Annotated in this window: 29 protein-coding genes; all 29 read right to left on the reverse strand. The window is 40.2% G+C overall.

The window, feature by feature from the left end; translation table 11 throughout:
- Positions 1-117: 117 nt before the first annotated feature.
- The 29 genes from rplQ to rpsJ all read right to left on the reverse strand — a co-directional run bounded on the left by rplQ (position 118) and on the right by rpsJ (position 14,257).
- Positions 118-480: a 50S ribosomal protein L17 gene (gene rplQ, locus J7E81_RS26255; protein ID WP_215047068.1), complete on the reverse strand. Its 363-nt coding sequence runs from the start codon at positions 478-480 to the stop codon at positions 118-120.
- A gap of 52 nt (positions 481-532) precedes the next feature.
- Entirely contained in the window at positions 533-1,477 is a 945-nt protein-coding gene (locus J7E81_RS26260) for a DNA-directed RNA polymerase subunit alpha (protein WP_215047070.1), read from the reverse strand.
- A gap of 174 nt (positions 1,478-1,651) precedes the next feature.
- Complete coding sequence (gene rpsK / locus J7E81_RS26265) at positions 1,652-2,041, reverse strand: 30S ribosomal protein S11 (protein WP_024027886.1); 390 nt, start codon at positions 2,039-2,041, stop codon at positions 1,652-1,654.
- A 22-nt stretch (positions 2,042-2,063) separates the two neighbouring features.
- Positions 2,064-2,429 (reverse strand): 30S ribosomal protein S13, encoded by a 366-nt coding sequence (rpsM, locus tag J7E81_RS26270; protein ID WP_215047072.1) that lies wholly within the window; start codon positions 2,427-2,429, stop codon positions 2,064-2,066.
- A 21-nt stretch (positions 2,430-2,450) separates the two neighbouring features.
- Positions 2,451-2,564, reverse strand: coding sequence for a 50S ribosomal protein L36 (gene rpmJ / locus J7E81_RS26275; protein WP_000868344.1), 114 nt, complete (start codon positions 2,562-2,564; stop codon positions 2,451-2,453).
- 41 nt (positions 2,565-2,605) lie between these two features.
- Positions 2,606-2,824: a translation initiation factor IF-1 gene (gene infA / locus J7E81_RS26280; RefSeq protein ID WP_034676129.1), complete on the reverse strand. Its 219-nt coding sequence runs from the start codon at positions 2,822-2,824 to the stop codon at positions 2,606-2,608.
- Positions 2,825-3,100: 276 nt separating this feature from the next.
- Complete coding sequence (locus J7E81_RS26285) at positions 3,101-3,751, reverse strand: adenylate kinase (protein ID WP_215047075.1); 651 nt, start codon at positions 3,749-3,751, stop codon at positions 3,101-3,103.
- 56 nt (positions 3,752-3,807) lie between these two features.
- Positions 3,808-5,103 carry a preprotein translocase subunit SecY gene (secY, locus tag J7E81_RS26290; RefSeq protein WP_215047077.1) on the reverse strand — a complete coding sequence of 432 codons (1,296 nt, stop codon included), beginning with the start codon at positions 5,101-5,103 and terminating at the stop codon, positions 3,808-3,810.
- Positions 5,103-5,543 carry a 50S ribosomal protein L15 gene (rplO, locus tag J7E81_RS26295; RefSeq protein ID WP_215047079.1) on the reverse strand — a complete coding sequence of 147 codons (441 nt, stop codon included), beginning with the start codon at positions 5,541-5,543 and terminating at the stop codon, positions 5,103-5,105. The genes secY and rplO overlap by 1 nt, the downstream gene beginning before the upstream one ends.
- Positions 5,544-5,575: 32 nt before the next feature.
- Entirely contained in the window at positions 5,576-5,755 is a 180-nt protein-coding gene (gene rpmD / locus J7E81_RS26300; protein ID WP_098533198.1) for a 50S ribosomal protein L30, read from the reverse strand.
- A 13-nt stretch (positions 5,756-5,768) separates the two neighbouring features.
- Positions 5,769-6,269 carry a 30S ribosomal protein S5 gene (rpsE, locus tag J7E81_RS26305; RefSeq protein ID WP_215047081.1) on the reverse strand — a complete coding sequence of 167 codons (501 nt, stop codon included), beginning with the start codon at positions 6,267-6,269 and terminating at the stop codon, positions 5,769-5,771.
- A 24-nt stretch (positions 6,270-6,293) separates the two neighbouring features.
- Positions 6,294-6,656 carry a 50S ribosomal protein L18 gene (rplR, locus tag J7E81_RS26310; RefSeq protein ID WP_215047083.1) on the reverse strand — a complete coding sequence of 121 codons (363 nt, stop codon included), beginning with the start codon at positions 6,654-6,656 and terminating at the stop codon, positions 6,294-6,296.
- A 32-nt stretch (positions 6,657-6,688) separates the two neighbouring features.
- Positions 6,689-7,225 carry a 50S ribosomal protein L6 gene (rplF, locus tag J7E81_RS26315; RefSeq protein WP_215047085.1) on the reverse strand — a complete coding sequence of 179 codons (537 nt, stop codon included), beginning with the start codon at positions 7,223-7,225 and terminating at the stop codon, positions 6,689-6,691.
- A 31-nt stretch (positions 7,226-7,256) separates the two neighbouring features.
- Positions 7,257-7,655 carry a 30S ribosomal protein S8 gene (rpsH, locus tag J7E81_RS26320; RefSeq protein ID WP_098533206.1) on the reverse strand — a complete coding sequence of 133 codons (399 nt, stop codon included), beginning with the start codon at positions 7,653-7,655 and terminating at the stop codon, positions 7,257-7,259.
- Between the two features lie 29 nt (positions 7,656-7,684).
- The gene (gene rpsN / locus J7E81_RS26325; protein WP_007085277.1) at positions 7,685-7,870 is read right to left on the reverse strand and encodes a 30S ribosomal protein S14; all 186 of its coding nucleotides are present in this window, start codon (positions 7,868-7,870) and stop codon (positions 7,685-7,687) included.
- A 24-nt stretch (positions 7,871-7,894) separates the two neighbouring features.
- Positions 7,895-8,434, reverse strand: coding sequence for a 50S ribosomal protein L5 (gene rplE, locus J7E81_RS26330; protein WP_098533207.1), 540 nt, complete (start codon positions 8,432-8,434; stop codon positions 7,895-7,897).
- Positions 8,435-8,460: 26 nt separating this feature from the next.
- Positions 8,461-8,769, reverse strand: coding sequence for a 50S ribosomal protein L24 (gene rplX, locus J7E81_RS26335; RefSeq protein WP_215047087.1), 309 nt, complete (start codon positions 8,767-8,769; stop codon positions 8,461-8,463).
- Between the two features lie 36 nt (positions 8,770-8,805).
- Positions 8,806-9,174, reverse strand: a complete 369-nt coding sequence (rplN, locus tag J7E81_RS26340) for a 50S ribosomal protein L14 (RefSeq protein WP_034676100.1) — start codon at positions 9,172-9,174, stop codon at positions 8,806-8,808.
- A 39-nt stretch (positions 9,175-9,213) separates the two neighbouring features.
- Positions 9,214-9,477, reverse strand: a complete 264-nt coding sequence (gene rpsQ, locus J7E81_RS26345) for a 30S ribosomal protein S17 (RefSeq protein WP_066094707.1) — start codon at positions 9,475-9,477, stop codon at positions 9,214-9,216.
- Between the two features lie 23 nt (positions 9,478-9,500).
- Positions 9,501-9,701: a 50S ribosomal protein L29 gene (gene rpmC / locus J7E81_RS26350; RefSeq protein ID WP_098533209.1), complete on the reverse strand. Its 201-nt coding sequence runs from the start codon at positions 9,699-9,701 to the stop codon at positions 9,501-9,503.
- Positions 9,691-10,125 (reverse strand): 50S ribosomal protein L16, encoded by a 435-nt coding sequence (gene rplP / locus J7E81_RS26355; protein WP_098533210.1) that lies wholly within the window; start codon positions 10,123-10,125, stop codon positions 9,691-9,693. Before rplP ends, rpmC begins: the two co-directional genes overlap by 11 nt.
- Positions 10,126-10,127: 2 nt before the next feature.
- On the reverse strand, positions 10,128-10,784 hold the full coding sequence (gene rpsC / locus J7E81_RS26360) for a 30S ribosomal protein S3 (protein ID WP_098533212.1): 657 nt from the start codon (positions 10,782-10,784) through the stop codon (positions 10,128-10,130).
- A gap of 3 nt (positions 10,785-10,787) precedes the next feature.
- Positions 10,788-11,129, reverse strand: coding sequence for a 50S ribosomal protein L22 (gene rplV, locus J7E81_RS26365; protein WP_098533214.1), 342 nt, complete (start codon positions 11,127-11,129; stop codon positions 10,788-10,790).
- A 17-nt stretch (positions 11,130-11,146) separates the two neighbouring features.
- The gene (gene rpsS / locus J7E81_RS26370; RefSeq protein ID WP_026565526.1) at positions 11,147-11,425 is read right to left on the reverse strand and encodes a 30S ribosomal protein S19; all 279 of its coding nucleotides are present in this window, start codon (positions 11,423-11,425) and stop codon (positions 11,147-11,149) included.
- 60 nt (positions 11,426-11,485) lie between these two features.
- Positions 11,486-12,316 carry a 50S ribosomal protein L2 gene (gene rplB, locus J7E81_RS26375; RefSeq protein ID WP_215047089.1) on the reverse strand — a complete coding sequence of 277 codons (831 nt, stop codon included), beginning with the start codon at positions 12,314-12,316 and terminating at the stop codon, positions 11,486-11,488.
- Positions 12,317-12,345: 29 nt separating this feature from the next.
- Positions 12,346-12,633, reverse strand: coding sequence for a 50S ribosomal protein L23 (gene rplW, locus J7E81_RS26380; RefSeq protein ID WP_215047152.1), 288 nt, complete (start codon positions 12,631-12,633; stop codon positions 12,346-12,348).
- Positions 12,630-13,253 carry a 50S ribosomal protein L4 gene (rplD, locus tag J7E81_RS26385; protein ID WP_215047091.1) on the reverse strand — a complete coding sequence of 208 codons (624 nt, stop codon included), beginning with the start codon at positions 13,251-13,253 and terminating at the stop codon, positions 12,630-12,632. The genes rplW and rplD overlap by 4 nt, the downstream gene beginning before the upstream one ends.
- Before the next feature lie 30 nt (positions 13,254-13,283).
- Positions 13,284-13,910 carry a 50S ribosomal protein L3 gene (gene rplC / locus J7E81_RS26390; RefSeq protein WP_215047093.1) on the reverse strand — a complete coding sequence of 209 codons (627 nt, stop codon included), beginning with the start codon at positions 13,908-13,910 and terminating at the stop codon, positions 13,284-13,286.
- 38 nt (positions 13,911-13,948) lie between these two features.
- Positions 13,949-14,257, reverse strand: a complete 309-nt coding sequence (rpsJ, locus tag J7E81_RS26395; protein WP_007085291.1) for a 30S ribosomal protein S10 — start codon at positions 14,255-14,257, stop codon at positions 13,949-13,951.
- Between the last annotated feature and the right edge of the window lie 275 nt (positions 14,258-14,532).

A 14,532-nucleotide genomic window follows, 5' to 3' on the forward strand; every position in this document is an offset into this window, starting at 1 on the left:
ATCATAACACTCGTTTGGCTTGTGTCGAACAATTATAAAAATTTCCTTTACAGAAAAAGGGCAAAGAACAAGTTTGTTTGTAAACTGTCCAGCGCCCTTGTTGTCTGTTAAAGTGTATTAAACTAACTCGATAATAACCATTGGCGCACCGTCACCGCGGCGAGGTCCAAGTTTCATAATACGAGTGTATCCACCTTGACGCTCTTGGTAACGTGGAGCGATATCAGCGAAAAGTTTTTGAACTGCATCTTGACCATTTTCAGCATTAGCAACTTCATTACGAACGTAAGAAGCAGCTTGACGGCGAGCATGAAGATCTCCGCGCTTACCTAATGTAATCATTTTTTCAACAGTTGAGCGAAGTTCTTTCGCACGAGTTTCTGTTGTTTCGATGCGCTCGTTGATAATTAAATCTGTAGTTAAATCACGTAGCATAGCTTTACGCTGTGCGCTTGTGCGTCCTAACTTTCTGTATGCCATGAAGGGTTCCCTCCTTTGTTGAAGTCATAAAACAGATATCAGCTACGCTTGACTAGTCGTCTTTACGTAAGCCTAATCCAAGCTCTTCTAGTTTTGCCTTCACTTCTTCGAGTGATTTGCGGCCTAAGTTACGAACTTTCATCATATCTTCTTCAGTTTTATTAGCTAGTTCCTGAACAGTGTTGATTCCAGCACGCTTTAAGCAGTTATAAGAACGAACAGAAAGGTCTAGTTCTTCAATAGTCATTTCAAGAACTTTTTCTTTTTGATCTTCTTCTTTTTCAATCATAATTTCAGCATTTTGGGCTTCGTCGGTTAAACCTACGAAAATATTCAAATGCTCGGTCAAAATTTTCGAACCAAGAGCAATCGCTTCTTTTGGCCCAGTGCTTCCATCTGTCCAAACATCAAGCGTTAGCTTATCAAAATTAGATAATTGACCTACACGAGTATTTTCTACTTGATAAGAAACACGTGAAATTGGCGTATAAATAGAGTCAATCGGAATAACACCAATCGGTTGATCTTCTCTTTTGTTCTGTTCAGCCGGTGTATATCCACGACCACGTCTAGCGGTTAGACGCATACGAAGATGTCCATTTGTAGCCATTGTAGCAATATGAAGGTCTGGATTTAAGATCTCAACATCACTGTCATGGGTAATGCTGCTAGCCTTAACAGGTCCTTCACCTTGAACATCAATTTCAAGAGTTTTCTCTTCATCAGAGTAGATTTTTAAAGCCAATTTTTTAATGTTTAAAATGATGGATGTTACATCCTCTACGACGCCTTCAATTGTTGAGAACTCATGAAGTACCCCATCGATTTGAATCGATGTAACAGCGGCACCTGGGAGTGAAGATAATAGGATACGACGTAAGGAGTTACCCAAAGTGGTACCATATCCACGCTCAAGTGGCTCTACGACGAACTTACCGTACTTGGCATCATCGTTGATCTCAATCGTTTCGATTTTTGGTTTTTCTATTTCGATCATCAAATAACCCTCCTTCAAAACGTCGAAACTTCATTAGGTATTCCTAACTGAAATTCCCCCATGTATACGTTCCCGTTTTGTGCACAACAACTGGAATAAAATATTCTGTATTAGTGCAAATAATTAATATCATATCCCATTATAGACATATGATAAGAATTCTATACAGAAAAATTAAACACGACGACGTTTTGGCGGACGGCATCCATTATGAGGAACAGGTGTAACGTCTTTAATAGCAGTTACTTCTAGACCAGCAGCTTGAAGAGCACGAATCGCAGCTTCACGGCCAGCACCAGGTCCTTTAACGGTAACTTCTAAAGTTTTCATACCATGTTCGATAGAAGTTTTAGCTGCAGTTTCAGCTGCCATTTGCGCTGCGAATGGAGTAGATTTACGAGAACCTCTAAATCCAAGCGCACCTGCACTTGACCATGAAATTGCATTACCATGAACATCAGTAATAGTTACAATAGTATTGTTAAATGTTGAACGGATATGAGCGATACCAGATTCAATATTCTTTTTAACACGACGTTTACGTGTATTAGTTTTACGAGCCATTTAAATTAACCTCCTTTGCCGATTACTTCTTCTTGTTCGCAACAGTCTTACGAGGACCTTTGCGTGTACGAGCGTTGTTTTTCGTATTTTGTCCACGAACCGGTAAACCACGACGATGACGTAATCCGCGGTAGCAGCCGATTTCCATTAAACGCTTAATGTTAAGAGAAATTTCACGGCGAAGATCACCTTCGACTTTTAATCTGTCGAGGATGTCACGGATTTTGTTTAATTCGTCTTCAGTTAGATCACGTACACGAGTATTTTCTGAAACACCAGCTTCAGCTAATACCTTTTGTGCAGTAGCTTTACCAATACCATAAATGTAAGTCAAAGAGATAACTACACGCTTTTCACGTGGAATATCTACACCAGCAATACGTGCCATAATGAGCGCACCTCCTTAAAATTAACCTTGTTTTTGTTTATGTTTAGGGTTTTCACAGATAACCATAACTTTTCCGCGTCTACGGATAACTTTGCACTTTTCGCAGATCGGTTTGACAGATGGTCTTACTTTCATTATCCTAACCTCCTTAATAGTACGGAGTGCAAGCAAGCAGTTTATTTGAAGCGGTAGGTAATTCTTCCGCGTGTTAAGTCATATGGAGAAAGCTCAACTGTTACTTTGTCTCCTGGAAGAATCCGAATGAAATGCATACGAATTTTACCAGAAACATGAGCCAGCACTGTATGACCATTTTCTAATTCTACCTTAAACATCGCATTTGGCAAAGTTTCTAGTACTTTACCTTCAATTTCAATAACATCATCTTTGGCCATCGTCTCGTCTCCCTTCTTTAATCAAAAATAGTGTTCGAAAATCTATTGCAAAACTATCATTCGTTCAACATTAGCAACCTTATAATATTACCATATTGTTCGTCTTCTGTCCGCAACTTTTTTCTACATATGCAAGAATAAGTAATTCCTCTGTAAGTCTTGCCCAACTCTCGGTTCTACATACTCAGTACTATAGAAAAGCAATTTTCTAGCACATACTTTTAGATCTAATGGAAGAGTTGTCGAGAGTCGCTCGCACATTGGTACCAATGACCATTAACGTAATTCCTCAAGTATCTGTTGAATATCAGCAAATACTTTCTTTATATCTTGCTGGCCATCAATGTTACGAAGATAGCCTTTTGTTTCATAAAAAGTAAGTAATGGTTCTTGTTGTTTGATATTAATATCTAAGCGATTTTGAACAGTTTCAGCATTATCATCCGCACGTTGGTACAGTTCCCCGCCACATTTGTCGCAAGTTCCCTCTTTTGCAGGAGGATTAAAGATTAGATGGTATGTTGAACCACACACTTTACAAATCCGACGTCCAGTCAAACGATCCATTAAAATACTTTTATCAACATTGATATTTAAACAATAGTCAATCTTTTTATTTAAATCAGTTAGTAGATTTTCCAAAGCCTCAGCTTGAGGTACAGTTCTAGGAAATCCATCTAAAAGGAAGCCCTTTTGACAATCTTCTTTACTAAGTCGTTCACGAACAATACCAATAGTTACCTCATCGGGAACAAGTTCGCCTTTATCCATGAATGATTTAGCCTGTATACCTAGTTCTGTTCCTTCTTTCATCGCTGCACGGAACATATCTCCTGTAGAGATATGAGGGATGCCGTATTGTTCGACGATTCTTTCAGCTTGTGTGCCTTTTCCGGCACCTGGAAGCCCCATTAATACTAAATTCACACGTGTTCCCCCTCGTGCTTTAAATGGGTTTTTAGGGGCCAAAGGTCCCTAAAAACCTATTTTATAAAGCCTTTATAATGACGTTTAACTAGCTGTGCCTCAAGTTGTTTATACGTATCCAGTGCAACACCGATTACGATTAACAAGCTTGTTCCACCAATTTGAGCCGATTGCGGTAAATTCGCTAATTTTATAAAAATAGTAGGAAGTATCGCAATAATGGTAAGGAAAAGAGCACCAACAAAGGTTAAACGGTATAAGACGCGAGTTAAGTATTCCTGCGTACTTTTTCCTGGACGAATACCAGGAATATAGCCGCTCTGCTTTTGTAAGTTTTCCGCTGCTTGTTCTGGGTTAACTTGGATAAAAGCATAGAAATATGTGAACGCGATAATTAAAATGGCATATAACGTCATCCCAATAGGATGAGTATAGTCAAGATTTCTTGTAATCCACAATGTTACATCATTAGTTGGAAAGAATGATGCAATGGTTCTTGGCGTTACAATGAAAGATACCGCAAAGATAACTGGGATAACACCTGCAGCGTTAACCTTTAACGGCATATGAGTAGACTGTCCGCCTACAGGATTACGACCTGCAACCATACGTTTTGCATATTGAATTGGTATTTTACGATTTGCTTGTTGAATGAAGATAACTCCTACAACAATCGCAATAATCGCAATCACGATTAATACAACCGTCACAATACGTAAGAATAATGCTTCACCGGCATTCTCAAACTGTTGAACATAAATTTGATTAACAGTTGATGGAATCCCAGCAGCAATCCCTGCAAAGATGATAATGGAAATTCCATTTCCAACACCTTTTTCAGTAATTTGCTCGCCAAGCCACATTAAGAATGATGTTCCGGCAGTTAAGGTAACCGCAATTAATAGATACGTACCAACACCTGGATTCTCAATCAATTGTCCGCTGGCTAGATTATTAAATCCGTAGGACATACCTAATGCTTGGATAAATCCAAGCACAACAGTAAAGTATCGGGTAAATTGAGCAATCTTACGACGGCCCGATTCACCTTGCTTGGACCATTCTGTAAACTTCGGAACTACGTCCATTTGTAAAAGCTGAATGATAATCGAAGCAGTGATATATGGCATAATACCCATTGCAAAGATGGAGAATTGTTTTAATGCTCCACCTCCAAAGGTATTAAGGATACCGAAAACACTTAGCTTATCTTGATTAGCAAGTACATCAGCATTTACATTCGGTACAGGAATAAATGTACCTAGTCGAAAAACGACTAACATTAAAAGGGTGAATATTATTTTACGTCTTATCTCACCCACGCGCATAAAATTGGAGATTGTCTGGAACATTAGATCACCTCAGTAGTTCCACCAGCAGCTTCGATAGCTTCCTTAGCAGCAGAGGAGAATTTGTGAGCTTTAACAGTCAACTTTTTCTCTACGTTCCCTTTTGCAAGAATCTTAATTCCTGCTTTTTCGTTACTTACAACGCCTGTTTCGATAAGAAGTTCTGGAGTAACTTCTGTACCTTCTTCAAAGCGATTTAAAGCATCAAGATTGACAACAGCATACTCTTTACGGTTGATATTGGTAAAACCACGTTTTGGTAAACGACGGAATAAAGGTGTTTGACCACCTTCAAAACCTAAGCGTACACCGCCGCCAGAACGAGCGTTTTGACCTTTATGACCTTTACCTGCTGTTTTACCTTGACCAGAACCGATTCCACGGCCTAAACGCTTGCGTTCTTGACGAGAACCTTCGGCAGGCTTTAATTCATGAAGTTTCATATTGGCACCTCCTTATGAAAGAAAACAATAAATTATTGTTCTTTAACTGTTACAAGGTGAGCAACTTTGTTGATCATACCGCGAATAGCAGCGTTATCTTGATGCTCAACTGTTTGATTTAATTTACGTAAACCTAGCGCTTTAACTGTTTCACGTTGGTCCTCAGGGCGACCAATTACGCTGCGGTTGAGGGTAATTAAAAGTTTCGCCATTTGAATTCCCCCCTTATCCTAACAGTTCTTCTACTGATTTACCACGTAATTTAGCTACGTCCTCAGCACGTTTTAATTGTGTTAAACCATCAATTGTTGCGCGAACCATGTTAATCGGAGTGTTAGTTCCTAATGATTTAGAAAGGATGTCAGCAACACCGCCTAATTCTAGGACAGCACGAACCGGTCCTCCAGCGATAACTCCAGTACCTTCAGAAGCAGGTTTTAAGAGAATTTCGCCAGCACCAAAACGTCCAATTACTTGGTGAGGAATTGTAGTTCCAACCATTGGTACTTCGATTAAATTTTTCTTTGCATCTTCGATAGCTTTACGGATTGCATCTGGAACTTCTTGAGCTTTACCAGTTCCGAAACCTACATGACCGTTTTTATCTCCAACTACTACAAGAGCAGTGAAACGGAAACGACGTCCACCTTTAACAACTTTCGCAACACGGTTAACGGTTACTACGCGTTCTTCTAGTTCAAGTTTGTTTGGATCAATACGACGCATCTTTTTGTGTCCCTCCTTTGTCTATTAAAATTGTAAGCCGTTCTCACGGGCTGCATCAGCCAGTGCTTGCACACGTCCGTGATATAGGTATCCCCCACGGTCAAAGACCACAGCAGTGATACCTTTTTCAACCGCACGTTTAGCGACTAATTCACCGACCGCTTTTGCAGCTTCAAGATTACTTGTAGATTCAAGAGCGAAATCTTTTTCTATTGTAGAGGCACTTGCTAAAGTGACTCCATTCATGTCATCGATTAATTGAGCATAAATGTGTTTATTTGAACGGTACACATTTAGACGTGGACGAGCAGAAGTACCGCTAAGTTTCGCACGAACACGAGCGTGTCTTTTCTTGCGAGTAGCGTTCTTATCTTGCTTCGTAATCATTTACGTCACTCCTTTCGTTTACTTATGCGGCATTACTTACCGGTTTTACCCTCTTTACGACGAACGAATTCACCTTCGTAACGAATTCCTTTGCCTTTATATGGCTCTGGAGGACGAACTTGACGGATGTTGGCTGCTAATGCACCAACACGTTCTTTGTCAGTACCTTTAATAACAATTTTAGTATTAGCAGGTACCTCGATTTCAAGGCCAGCTTCAGGTTCAATTTCAACTGGATGTGAGTAACCAACGTTTAATACAAGCTTGTTACCTTGCTTTTGAGCACGATAACCAACCCCGATTAACTCTAAGCCTCTTGTGAAGCCAGTAGAAACACCTTCGATCATGTTTGCGATCACGGCACGAGTAGTACCATGTAATGCGCGGTGTTCTTTTACGTCAGATGGACGAGTAATTGTTACAGTGTTTTCTTCTACGTTAATTGACATATCAGGATTAAAAGTACGAGTAAGTTCGCCTTTAGGTCCTTTAACAGTCACAGTATTGTTGTTTAAAGTAACCGTAACTCCTGCTGGAATTTCGATTGGTTTTTTTCCTACGCGAGACATTTAGTGCACCTCCATTCATTCAAAAACTTAATTACCAAACGTATGCTAGAACTTCGCCGCCGATTTGTTTTGCACGAGCTTCTTTATCGGTAACAACACCAGTTGATGTTGAAACTAATGCAATACCAAGTCCGTTAAGTACACGTGGTACCTCATTTGATTTAGCGTAAACTCGAAGTCCAGGCTTGCTTATGCGCTTAAGACCAGTAATAACACGTTCGTTATTTGCACCGTACTTTAAGAAGATACGGATGATACCTTGTTTGTTGTCTTCGATAAACTCTACATCACGAACGAAACCTTCGCGCTTCAGAATTTCAGCGATTTCTTTCTTTAAATTAGAAGCAGGCACTTCTAATTTTTCGTGACGTACCATGTTCGCATTACGAATGCGAGTAAGCATATCAGCAATAGGATCTGTCATGACCATTATTTTTACCTCCTTCCCAACTTCTAGTTTTACCAGCTAGCTTTTTTAACACCAGGAATTTGTCCTTTGTATGCTAATTCACGGAAACAAATACGGCAAAGCTTAAATTTACGGTATACAGAGTGTGGACGTCCGCAACGTTCGCAGCGAGTGTACTCTTGTACTTTGAATTTAGGCGTGCGTTGTTGTTTCGCAATCATTGACTTTTTAGCCACGTTTTCGCCTCCCTTATTTAACGATTACTTTTGGAATGGCATTCCAAATTGAGTTAAAAGTTCACGTGATTCTTCATCAGTGTTTGCTGTCGTTACGATAACGATATCCATACCACGAACTTTGCTTACTTTATCGTAATCAATTTCAGGGAAGATTAATTGTTCTTTAATACCTAAAGTGTAGTTACCGCGACCATCAAATGCTTTCTTAGAAACACCACGGAAGTCACGTACACGAGGTAAAGAAACGGAAACTAATTTATCCAAGAATTCGTACATGCGCTCACCGCGAAGTGTAACCTTTGCACCGATTGGCATACCTTCACGAAGACGGAAACCAGCGATAGATTTCTTCGCACGAGTTACAACTGGCTTTTGACCAGTAATAGTAGCTAGCTCCTCAACAGCATTGTCAAGTGCTTTAGCATTTGCAACTGCGTCACCTACACCCATGTTGATTACGATTTTCTCAAGTTTTGGAACTTCCATAACTGATTTATAGTTGAACTTGCTCATTAGAGCAGGTGTTACTTCTTTAACAAATTTTTCTTTTAGGCGGTTCATTCATTGTACCTCCCTTCTTTTATAAACTATTTATCTAATACTTCACCGGATTTTGCTACGCGTACTTTTTTGCCATCAACCGTTGTGTAACCTACACGAGTTGGGTTACCTGTTTTAGGATCGATAGGCATTACGTTTGATACATGGATAGGAGCCTCAAAGTTAATGATACCGCCTTGTGGATTCACTTGAGATGGCTTAGAGTGTTTTTTCACAATGTTTACACCTTCAACCACTACACGGTTATCTTTTGGATAAGCAGCCAGGATTACACCTGTTTTGCCTTTATCCTTACCAGAGATGACTCTTACTTTATCACCTTTTTTTACATGCATCTGTGCGCACCTCCTTAAAGGCAATTAATTTTAAAATTATAATACTTCTGGAGCTAAAGAAACGATTTTCATAAAGTTGTTGTCGCGAAGTTCGCGGGCAACTGGTCCGAAGATACGAGTTCCACGAGGGCTTTTATCATCTTTAATAATGACACATGCGTTTTCATCGAAACGAATGTAAGAACCATCGGGACGACGCGCACCGCTCTTTGTACGAACAATAACAGCCTTAACAACGTCACCTTTTTTAACAACGCCACCTGGTGTTGCTTGTTTTACTGTACAAACGATCACATCACCAATACCAGCAGTTTTGCGACCAGAACCACCAAGAACTTTAATCGTAAGTACTTCACGAGCACCAGAGTTGTCAGCAACTTTTAAACGTGATTCTTGTTGAATCATGTGTGTAACCTCCCTTCGGAATGAAGCTTATCCGAACAATTAAATAATAACTGCTTTTTCTACGATTTCAACTAAACGGAAACGTTTAGTAGCTGAAAGTGGGCGAGTTTCCATGATGCGTACTACATCGCCGATCTTTGCTTCGTTTTGCTCATCATGAGCTTTAAACTTTTTAGAGTATTTCACGCGTTTACCATATAAAGGATGCTTTTTATGTGTTTCTACTAGTACAGTAACGGTTTTATCCATTTTGTCAGAAACAACGCGTCCAGTGTAAACTTTGCGCTGGTTACGTTCACTCATTGTGTGAACCTCCTCTCGGATAATTACTTGTTAACGCTGATTTCTCTTTCACGAACAACTGTCTTCATGCGAGCAATCGATTTGCGTACTTCACGAATACGAGCTGTGTTTTCAAGTTGTCCTGTCGCCAATTGAAAGCGAAGGTTGAAAAGTTCTTCTTTTAGAGATTTAACTTTTTGTTCAATTTCAGCAGTGGTAAGTTCACGTAGTTCATTAGCTTTCACTTGATTCACCACCAATTTCTTCACGTTTTACAAACTTACATTTAACTGGAAGTTTGTGCATTGCAAGACGAAGTGCTTCACGTGCGATTTCCTCAGAAACACCAGCGATTTCAAACATGATTTTTCCTGGCTTTACAACAGCTACCCATCCTTCAGGAGCACCTTTACCGGAACCCATCCGAACTTCTAGCGGTTTAGCAGTGTAAGGCTTGTGAGGGAAAATTTTAATCCAAACTTTACCGCCACGTTTCATGTAACGAGTCATCGCAATACGAGCTGCTTCAATCTGACGGTTTGTAATCCAAGAAGCTTCTAAAGCTTGTAGGCCGTATTCACCGAATGTTACTTCAGTACCGCCTTTAGCTTGACCGCGCATCTTTCCACGGTGTTGACGGCGATATTTTACGCGTTTTGGCAATAACATAATTATTTGCCTCCTTCCGCATTTTTCTTCTTAGTAGGAAGGACTTCTCCCTTATAGATCCATACTTTAACGCCTAGCTTACCATAAGTAGTATCAGCTTCAGCTGTAGCATAGTCGATATCTGCACGAAGTGTGTGAAGTGGAACAGTACCTTCGCTATAGTGTTCAGAACGAGCGATATCAGCTCCGCCTAAACGACCAGATACCATTGTTTTAATACCCTTTGCACCTGCACGCATAGCACGTTGGATAGCTTGCTTTTGTGCACGACGGAAAGATACACGGTTTTCTAATTGACGAGCAATATTTTCAGCAACTAGTTTAGCATCAACGTCAGCTCTCTTGATTTCAAGGATGTTGATGTGAACGCGTTTGCCAGTTAATTGATTTAGAGCTTTACGAAGTGCTTCTACTTCAGTACCGCCTTTACCGATAACCATACCAGGTTTCGCAGTATGAACAGTTACATTCACACGGTTAGCCGCACGTTCGATTTCTACTTTAGAAACAGAAGCATCTTTTAAACGCTTCGTGATATACTCACGAACTTTAAGGTCTTCGTGTAAAAGATCAGCGAAGTCTTTACCTGCGTACCACTTTGATTCCCAATCACGGATGATTCCGATACGCAAACCGACTGGATTTACTTTTTGACCCACAGCTTATCCCTCCTTCTTTTCTGTTAATACGATTGTAATGTGGCTTGTGCGCTTGTTAATTTGGCTTGCACGGCCCATAGCACGAGGACGGAAACGTTTTAAGGTTGGTCCTTCGTCGACGAATGCTTGTGCAACAACTAGATTGTTAACGTCCATTTCATAGTTGTGCTCAGCGTTTGCCATAGCAGATTTTAGTACTTTTTCCACGATTGGAGAAGCAGCCTTAGGAGTGAGATTTAAAATCGCCACCGCTTCACCAACTTGCTTACCTCGGATTAAATCAACGACTAAACGTGCTTTACGAGGAGCAATACGAACTGTTCTTGCAACAGCTTTAGCTTGCATTTGGATGCCCTCCTCTCTTAACGTCTTGTTTTCTTGTCATCATTACCATGGCCTTTGTAAGCACGTGTTGGAGCGAATTCTCCAAGCTTGTGTCCTACCATGTCTTCAGTAACATATACAGGCACATGTTTGCGACCATCATAAACTGCGATAGTGTGGCCGATAAATTGTGGGAAGATCGTAGAACGTCGAGACCAAGTTTTAATAACTTGTTTACTCTCAGTTTCATTTAACTTTTCGACCTTAACCATTAAATGATCATCAACAAATGGTCCTTTTTTCAAGCTGCGACCCATGAAGGAACCTCCCTTCGTGACTGTACTACGGTTCTACTCATGAACCGTAGGTTAGTCCCGTTATTTTTTACGACGACGTACGATAAACTTATCTGACTTATTTTTCTTCTTACGAGTCTTGTATCCAAGAGTTGGTTTACCCCAAGGAGACATTGGTGACTTACGTCCGATTGGTGAACGTCCTTCACCACCACCATGTGGGTGATCGTTAGGGTTCATAACAGATCCACGTACAGTTGGACGCTTGCCTAACCAGCGTGAACGACCTGCTTTACCAATATTAATAAGTTCGTGCTGCTCGTTACCAACTTGACCGATTGAAGCACGGCACTCAGCAAGGATCATACGAGTTTCACCAGAAGTTAAACGTACTAGTACGTATTTACCTTCTTTACCAAGTACTTGAGCAGATGTTCCTGCAGAACGAACTAGCTGTCCGCCTTTACCTGGTTTTAATTCGATGTTGTGTACTACTGTACCAACTGGAATGTTAGCTAATGGAAGTGCGTTACCCACTTTAATGTCAGCCTCAGGACCAGACACGATTTCCATACCAACTTCTAAGTTTTTAGGAGCTAAGATATAACGCTTTTCTCCGTCTAAATAATTAATTAAGGCAATATTTGCAGAACGGTTTGGATCGTATTCAATTGTAGCAACGCGTCCTGGAATGCCATCTTTGTTACGTTTAAAGTCAATTAAACGATATTGACGCTTATGGCCGCCACCTTGATGACGAACAGTTAACTTACCTTGGTTATTACGGCCGCCTTTGCTCTTTAATGGAGCTAATAGAGATTTCTCTGGAGTGCTAGTTGTGATTTCAGCGAAATCAGAAACTGTCATTCCACGACGACCATTGGAGGTAGGTTTGTACTTTTTAATCGCCATATTATTTCCCTCCTCTTCTTGATAGCTTCTTATGCTTCAAAGATTTCGATTTCTTTGCTATCAGCAGTTAATTTAACAATTGCTTTACGACGCTTGTTAGTGTAACCGCCGAATTTTCCCATACGCTTGAATTTACCTTTATAGTTCATGATGTTTACTTTTTCAACATCTACGCCAAAGATTTCTTCAATCGCATCTTTAACTTGTGTTTTATTAGCTCTAACATCAACTTCAAACGTATATTTCTTTTCAGACATTAGGTCAGTAGACCGTTCAGTGATAACGGGGCGCTTAATGATATCGCGTGCATCCATTATGCAAGCACCTCCTCTACTTTTTCAACCGCTGCTTTAGTCATGATTAACTTATCATGATTTACAACGTCTAAAACGTTGATTCCATCAGCTGTTACAACTGTTACACCAGGGATGTTACGAGCAGATAATGCTACGTTTTCATCAAGGTCAGCAGTAACGATTAGTGCTTTCTTCTCAACAGAAAGGCCACCTAATACTGATTTGAATTCTTTTGTTTTCGGTGCATCAAAAGCTAGGCTTTCAAGTACCAAGATATTTTCGTCTAACACTTTAGATGAAAGTGCAGATTTGATCGCTAAACGGCGAACTTTTTTCGGTAATTTGTAGCTGTAGCTGCGTGGTGTTGGACCAAATACAGTACCACCTCCGCGCCATTGTGGTGAACGGATGGAACCTTGACGAGCACGTCCTGTTCCTTTTTGACGCCATGGCTTACGGCCACCGCCTGCTACTTCTGAACGAACTTTTGTTTTATGAGTTCCTTGACGTAAAGAAGCTCTTTGCATAACAATTGCTTCAAATAATACGTGTTGGTTAGGCTCAATACCAAAAACTGAATCATTAAGTTCGATATCTCCAACTTGTGAACCGTTTTGGTTTAATAATGCTACTTTAGGCATTCCTTTGTTCCTCCTTTCTTACAAAGTGAATTATGCTTTAACCGCACCTTTGATTTTTAATAATGCTTTTTTAGCACCAGGTACGTTACCTTTGATTAATAGTAAGTTGCGCTCTGTGTCAACTTTAACAATTTCAAGGTTTTGAACAGTAACTTGTTCCCCGCCCATGCGTCCTGGTAATGCTTTACCTTTGAATACACGGTTTGGAGCAACAGGTCCCATTGAACCTGGACGACGATGATAACGAGAACCGTGAGCCATAGGGCCGCGTGATTGTCCGTGGCGTTTGATTGAGCCTTGGAAACCTTTACCTTTTGAAATTCCTGTTACATCTACGATATCTCCTGCAGCGAAAATATCAACTTTGACTTCCTGACCAACTTCATATGCTGCTAAGTCATCTCCGCGGAATTCGCGAATGAAGCGCTTAGGAGCAGTATTTGCTTTCGCAACATGTCCTTTTTCAGGCTTGTTAGCTAACTTTTCACGCTTGTCTTCAAAACCAACTTGAACAGCAACATATCCATCGCTATCATCAGATTTCTTTTGAAGAACAACGTTTGGAGCTACCTCAACAACAGTTACTGGAATTAAGTGTCCGTTTTCTGCAAATACTTGAGTCATACCAATTTTTCTTCCTAAGATTCCTTTGGTCATGTAAGTCACACCTCCTATTTTTTTAAATGTTTATTTGATTAAAGTTTAATTTCGATATCAACACCAGATGGTAAATCTAAACGCATTAACGCATCAACTGTTTGTGGAGTTGGGTTAACGATGTCGATTAGACGCTTATGTGTCCGCATTTCGAATTGCTCACGAGAATCTTTGTACTTATGAACCGCACGAAGAATTGTGTAAACAGATTTTTCAGTTGGTAACGGAATCGGACCAGAAACTGCCGCACCAGAACGTTTTGCTGTTTCAACGATTTTCTCTGCTGATTGATCAAGGATTCTGTGATCATACGCTTTAAGACGGATACGAATTTTTTGTTTTGCCATTATTTTCCCTCCTTTATTCGCCTATTTTCAAAATAGACATTCTCAGTGAAAATTTCCCACACACTCGCCATGGCAAAGCGGCCGGGTGTGTCAGCAACCTTCCACATCATCGCAGTCAAAGACCAACATTGTCTATTATACATAAAACATAAAGGTAAAGCAACATTTTTTTATGACTTTTTCTTTATGCTTCTGTCCTGAACACTTTTTCTATTATAAAGGCTGTTGCAGCCTTTTTCAACTGTTAATCTTAATCTCCAAAAATATCCTAATTC

This window comes from Bacillus sp. ISL-18 (genome assembly GCF_018613415.1).
In the GTDB taxonomy this organism is placed as follows: Bacteria; Bacillota; Bacilli; order Bacillales; family Cytobacillaceae; genus Neobacillus.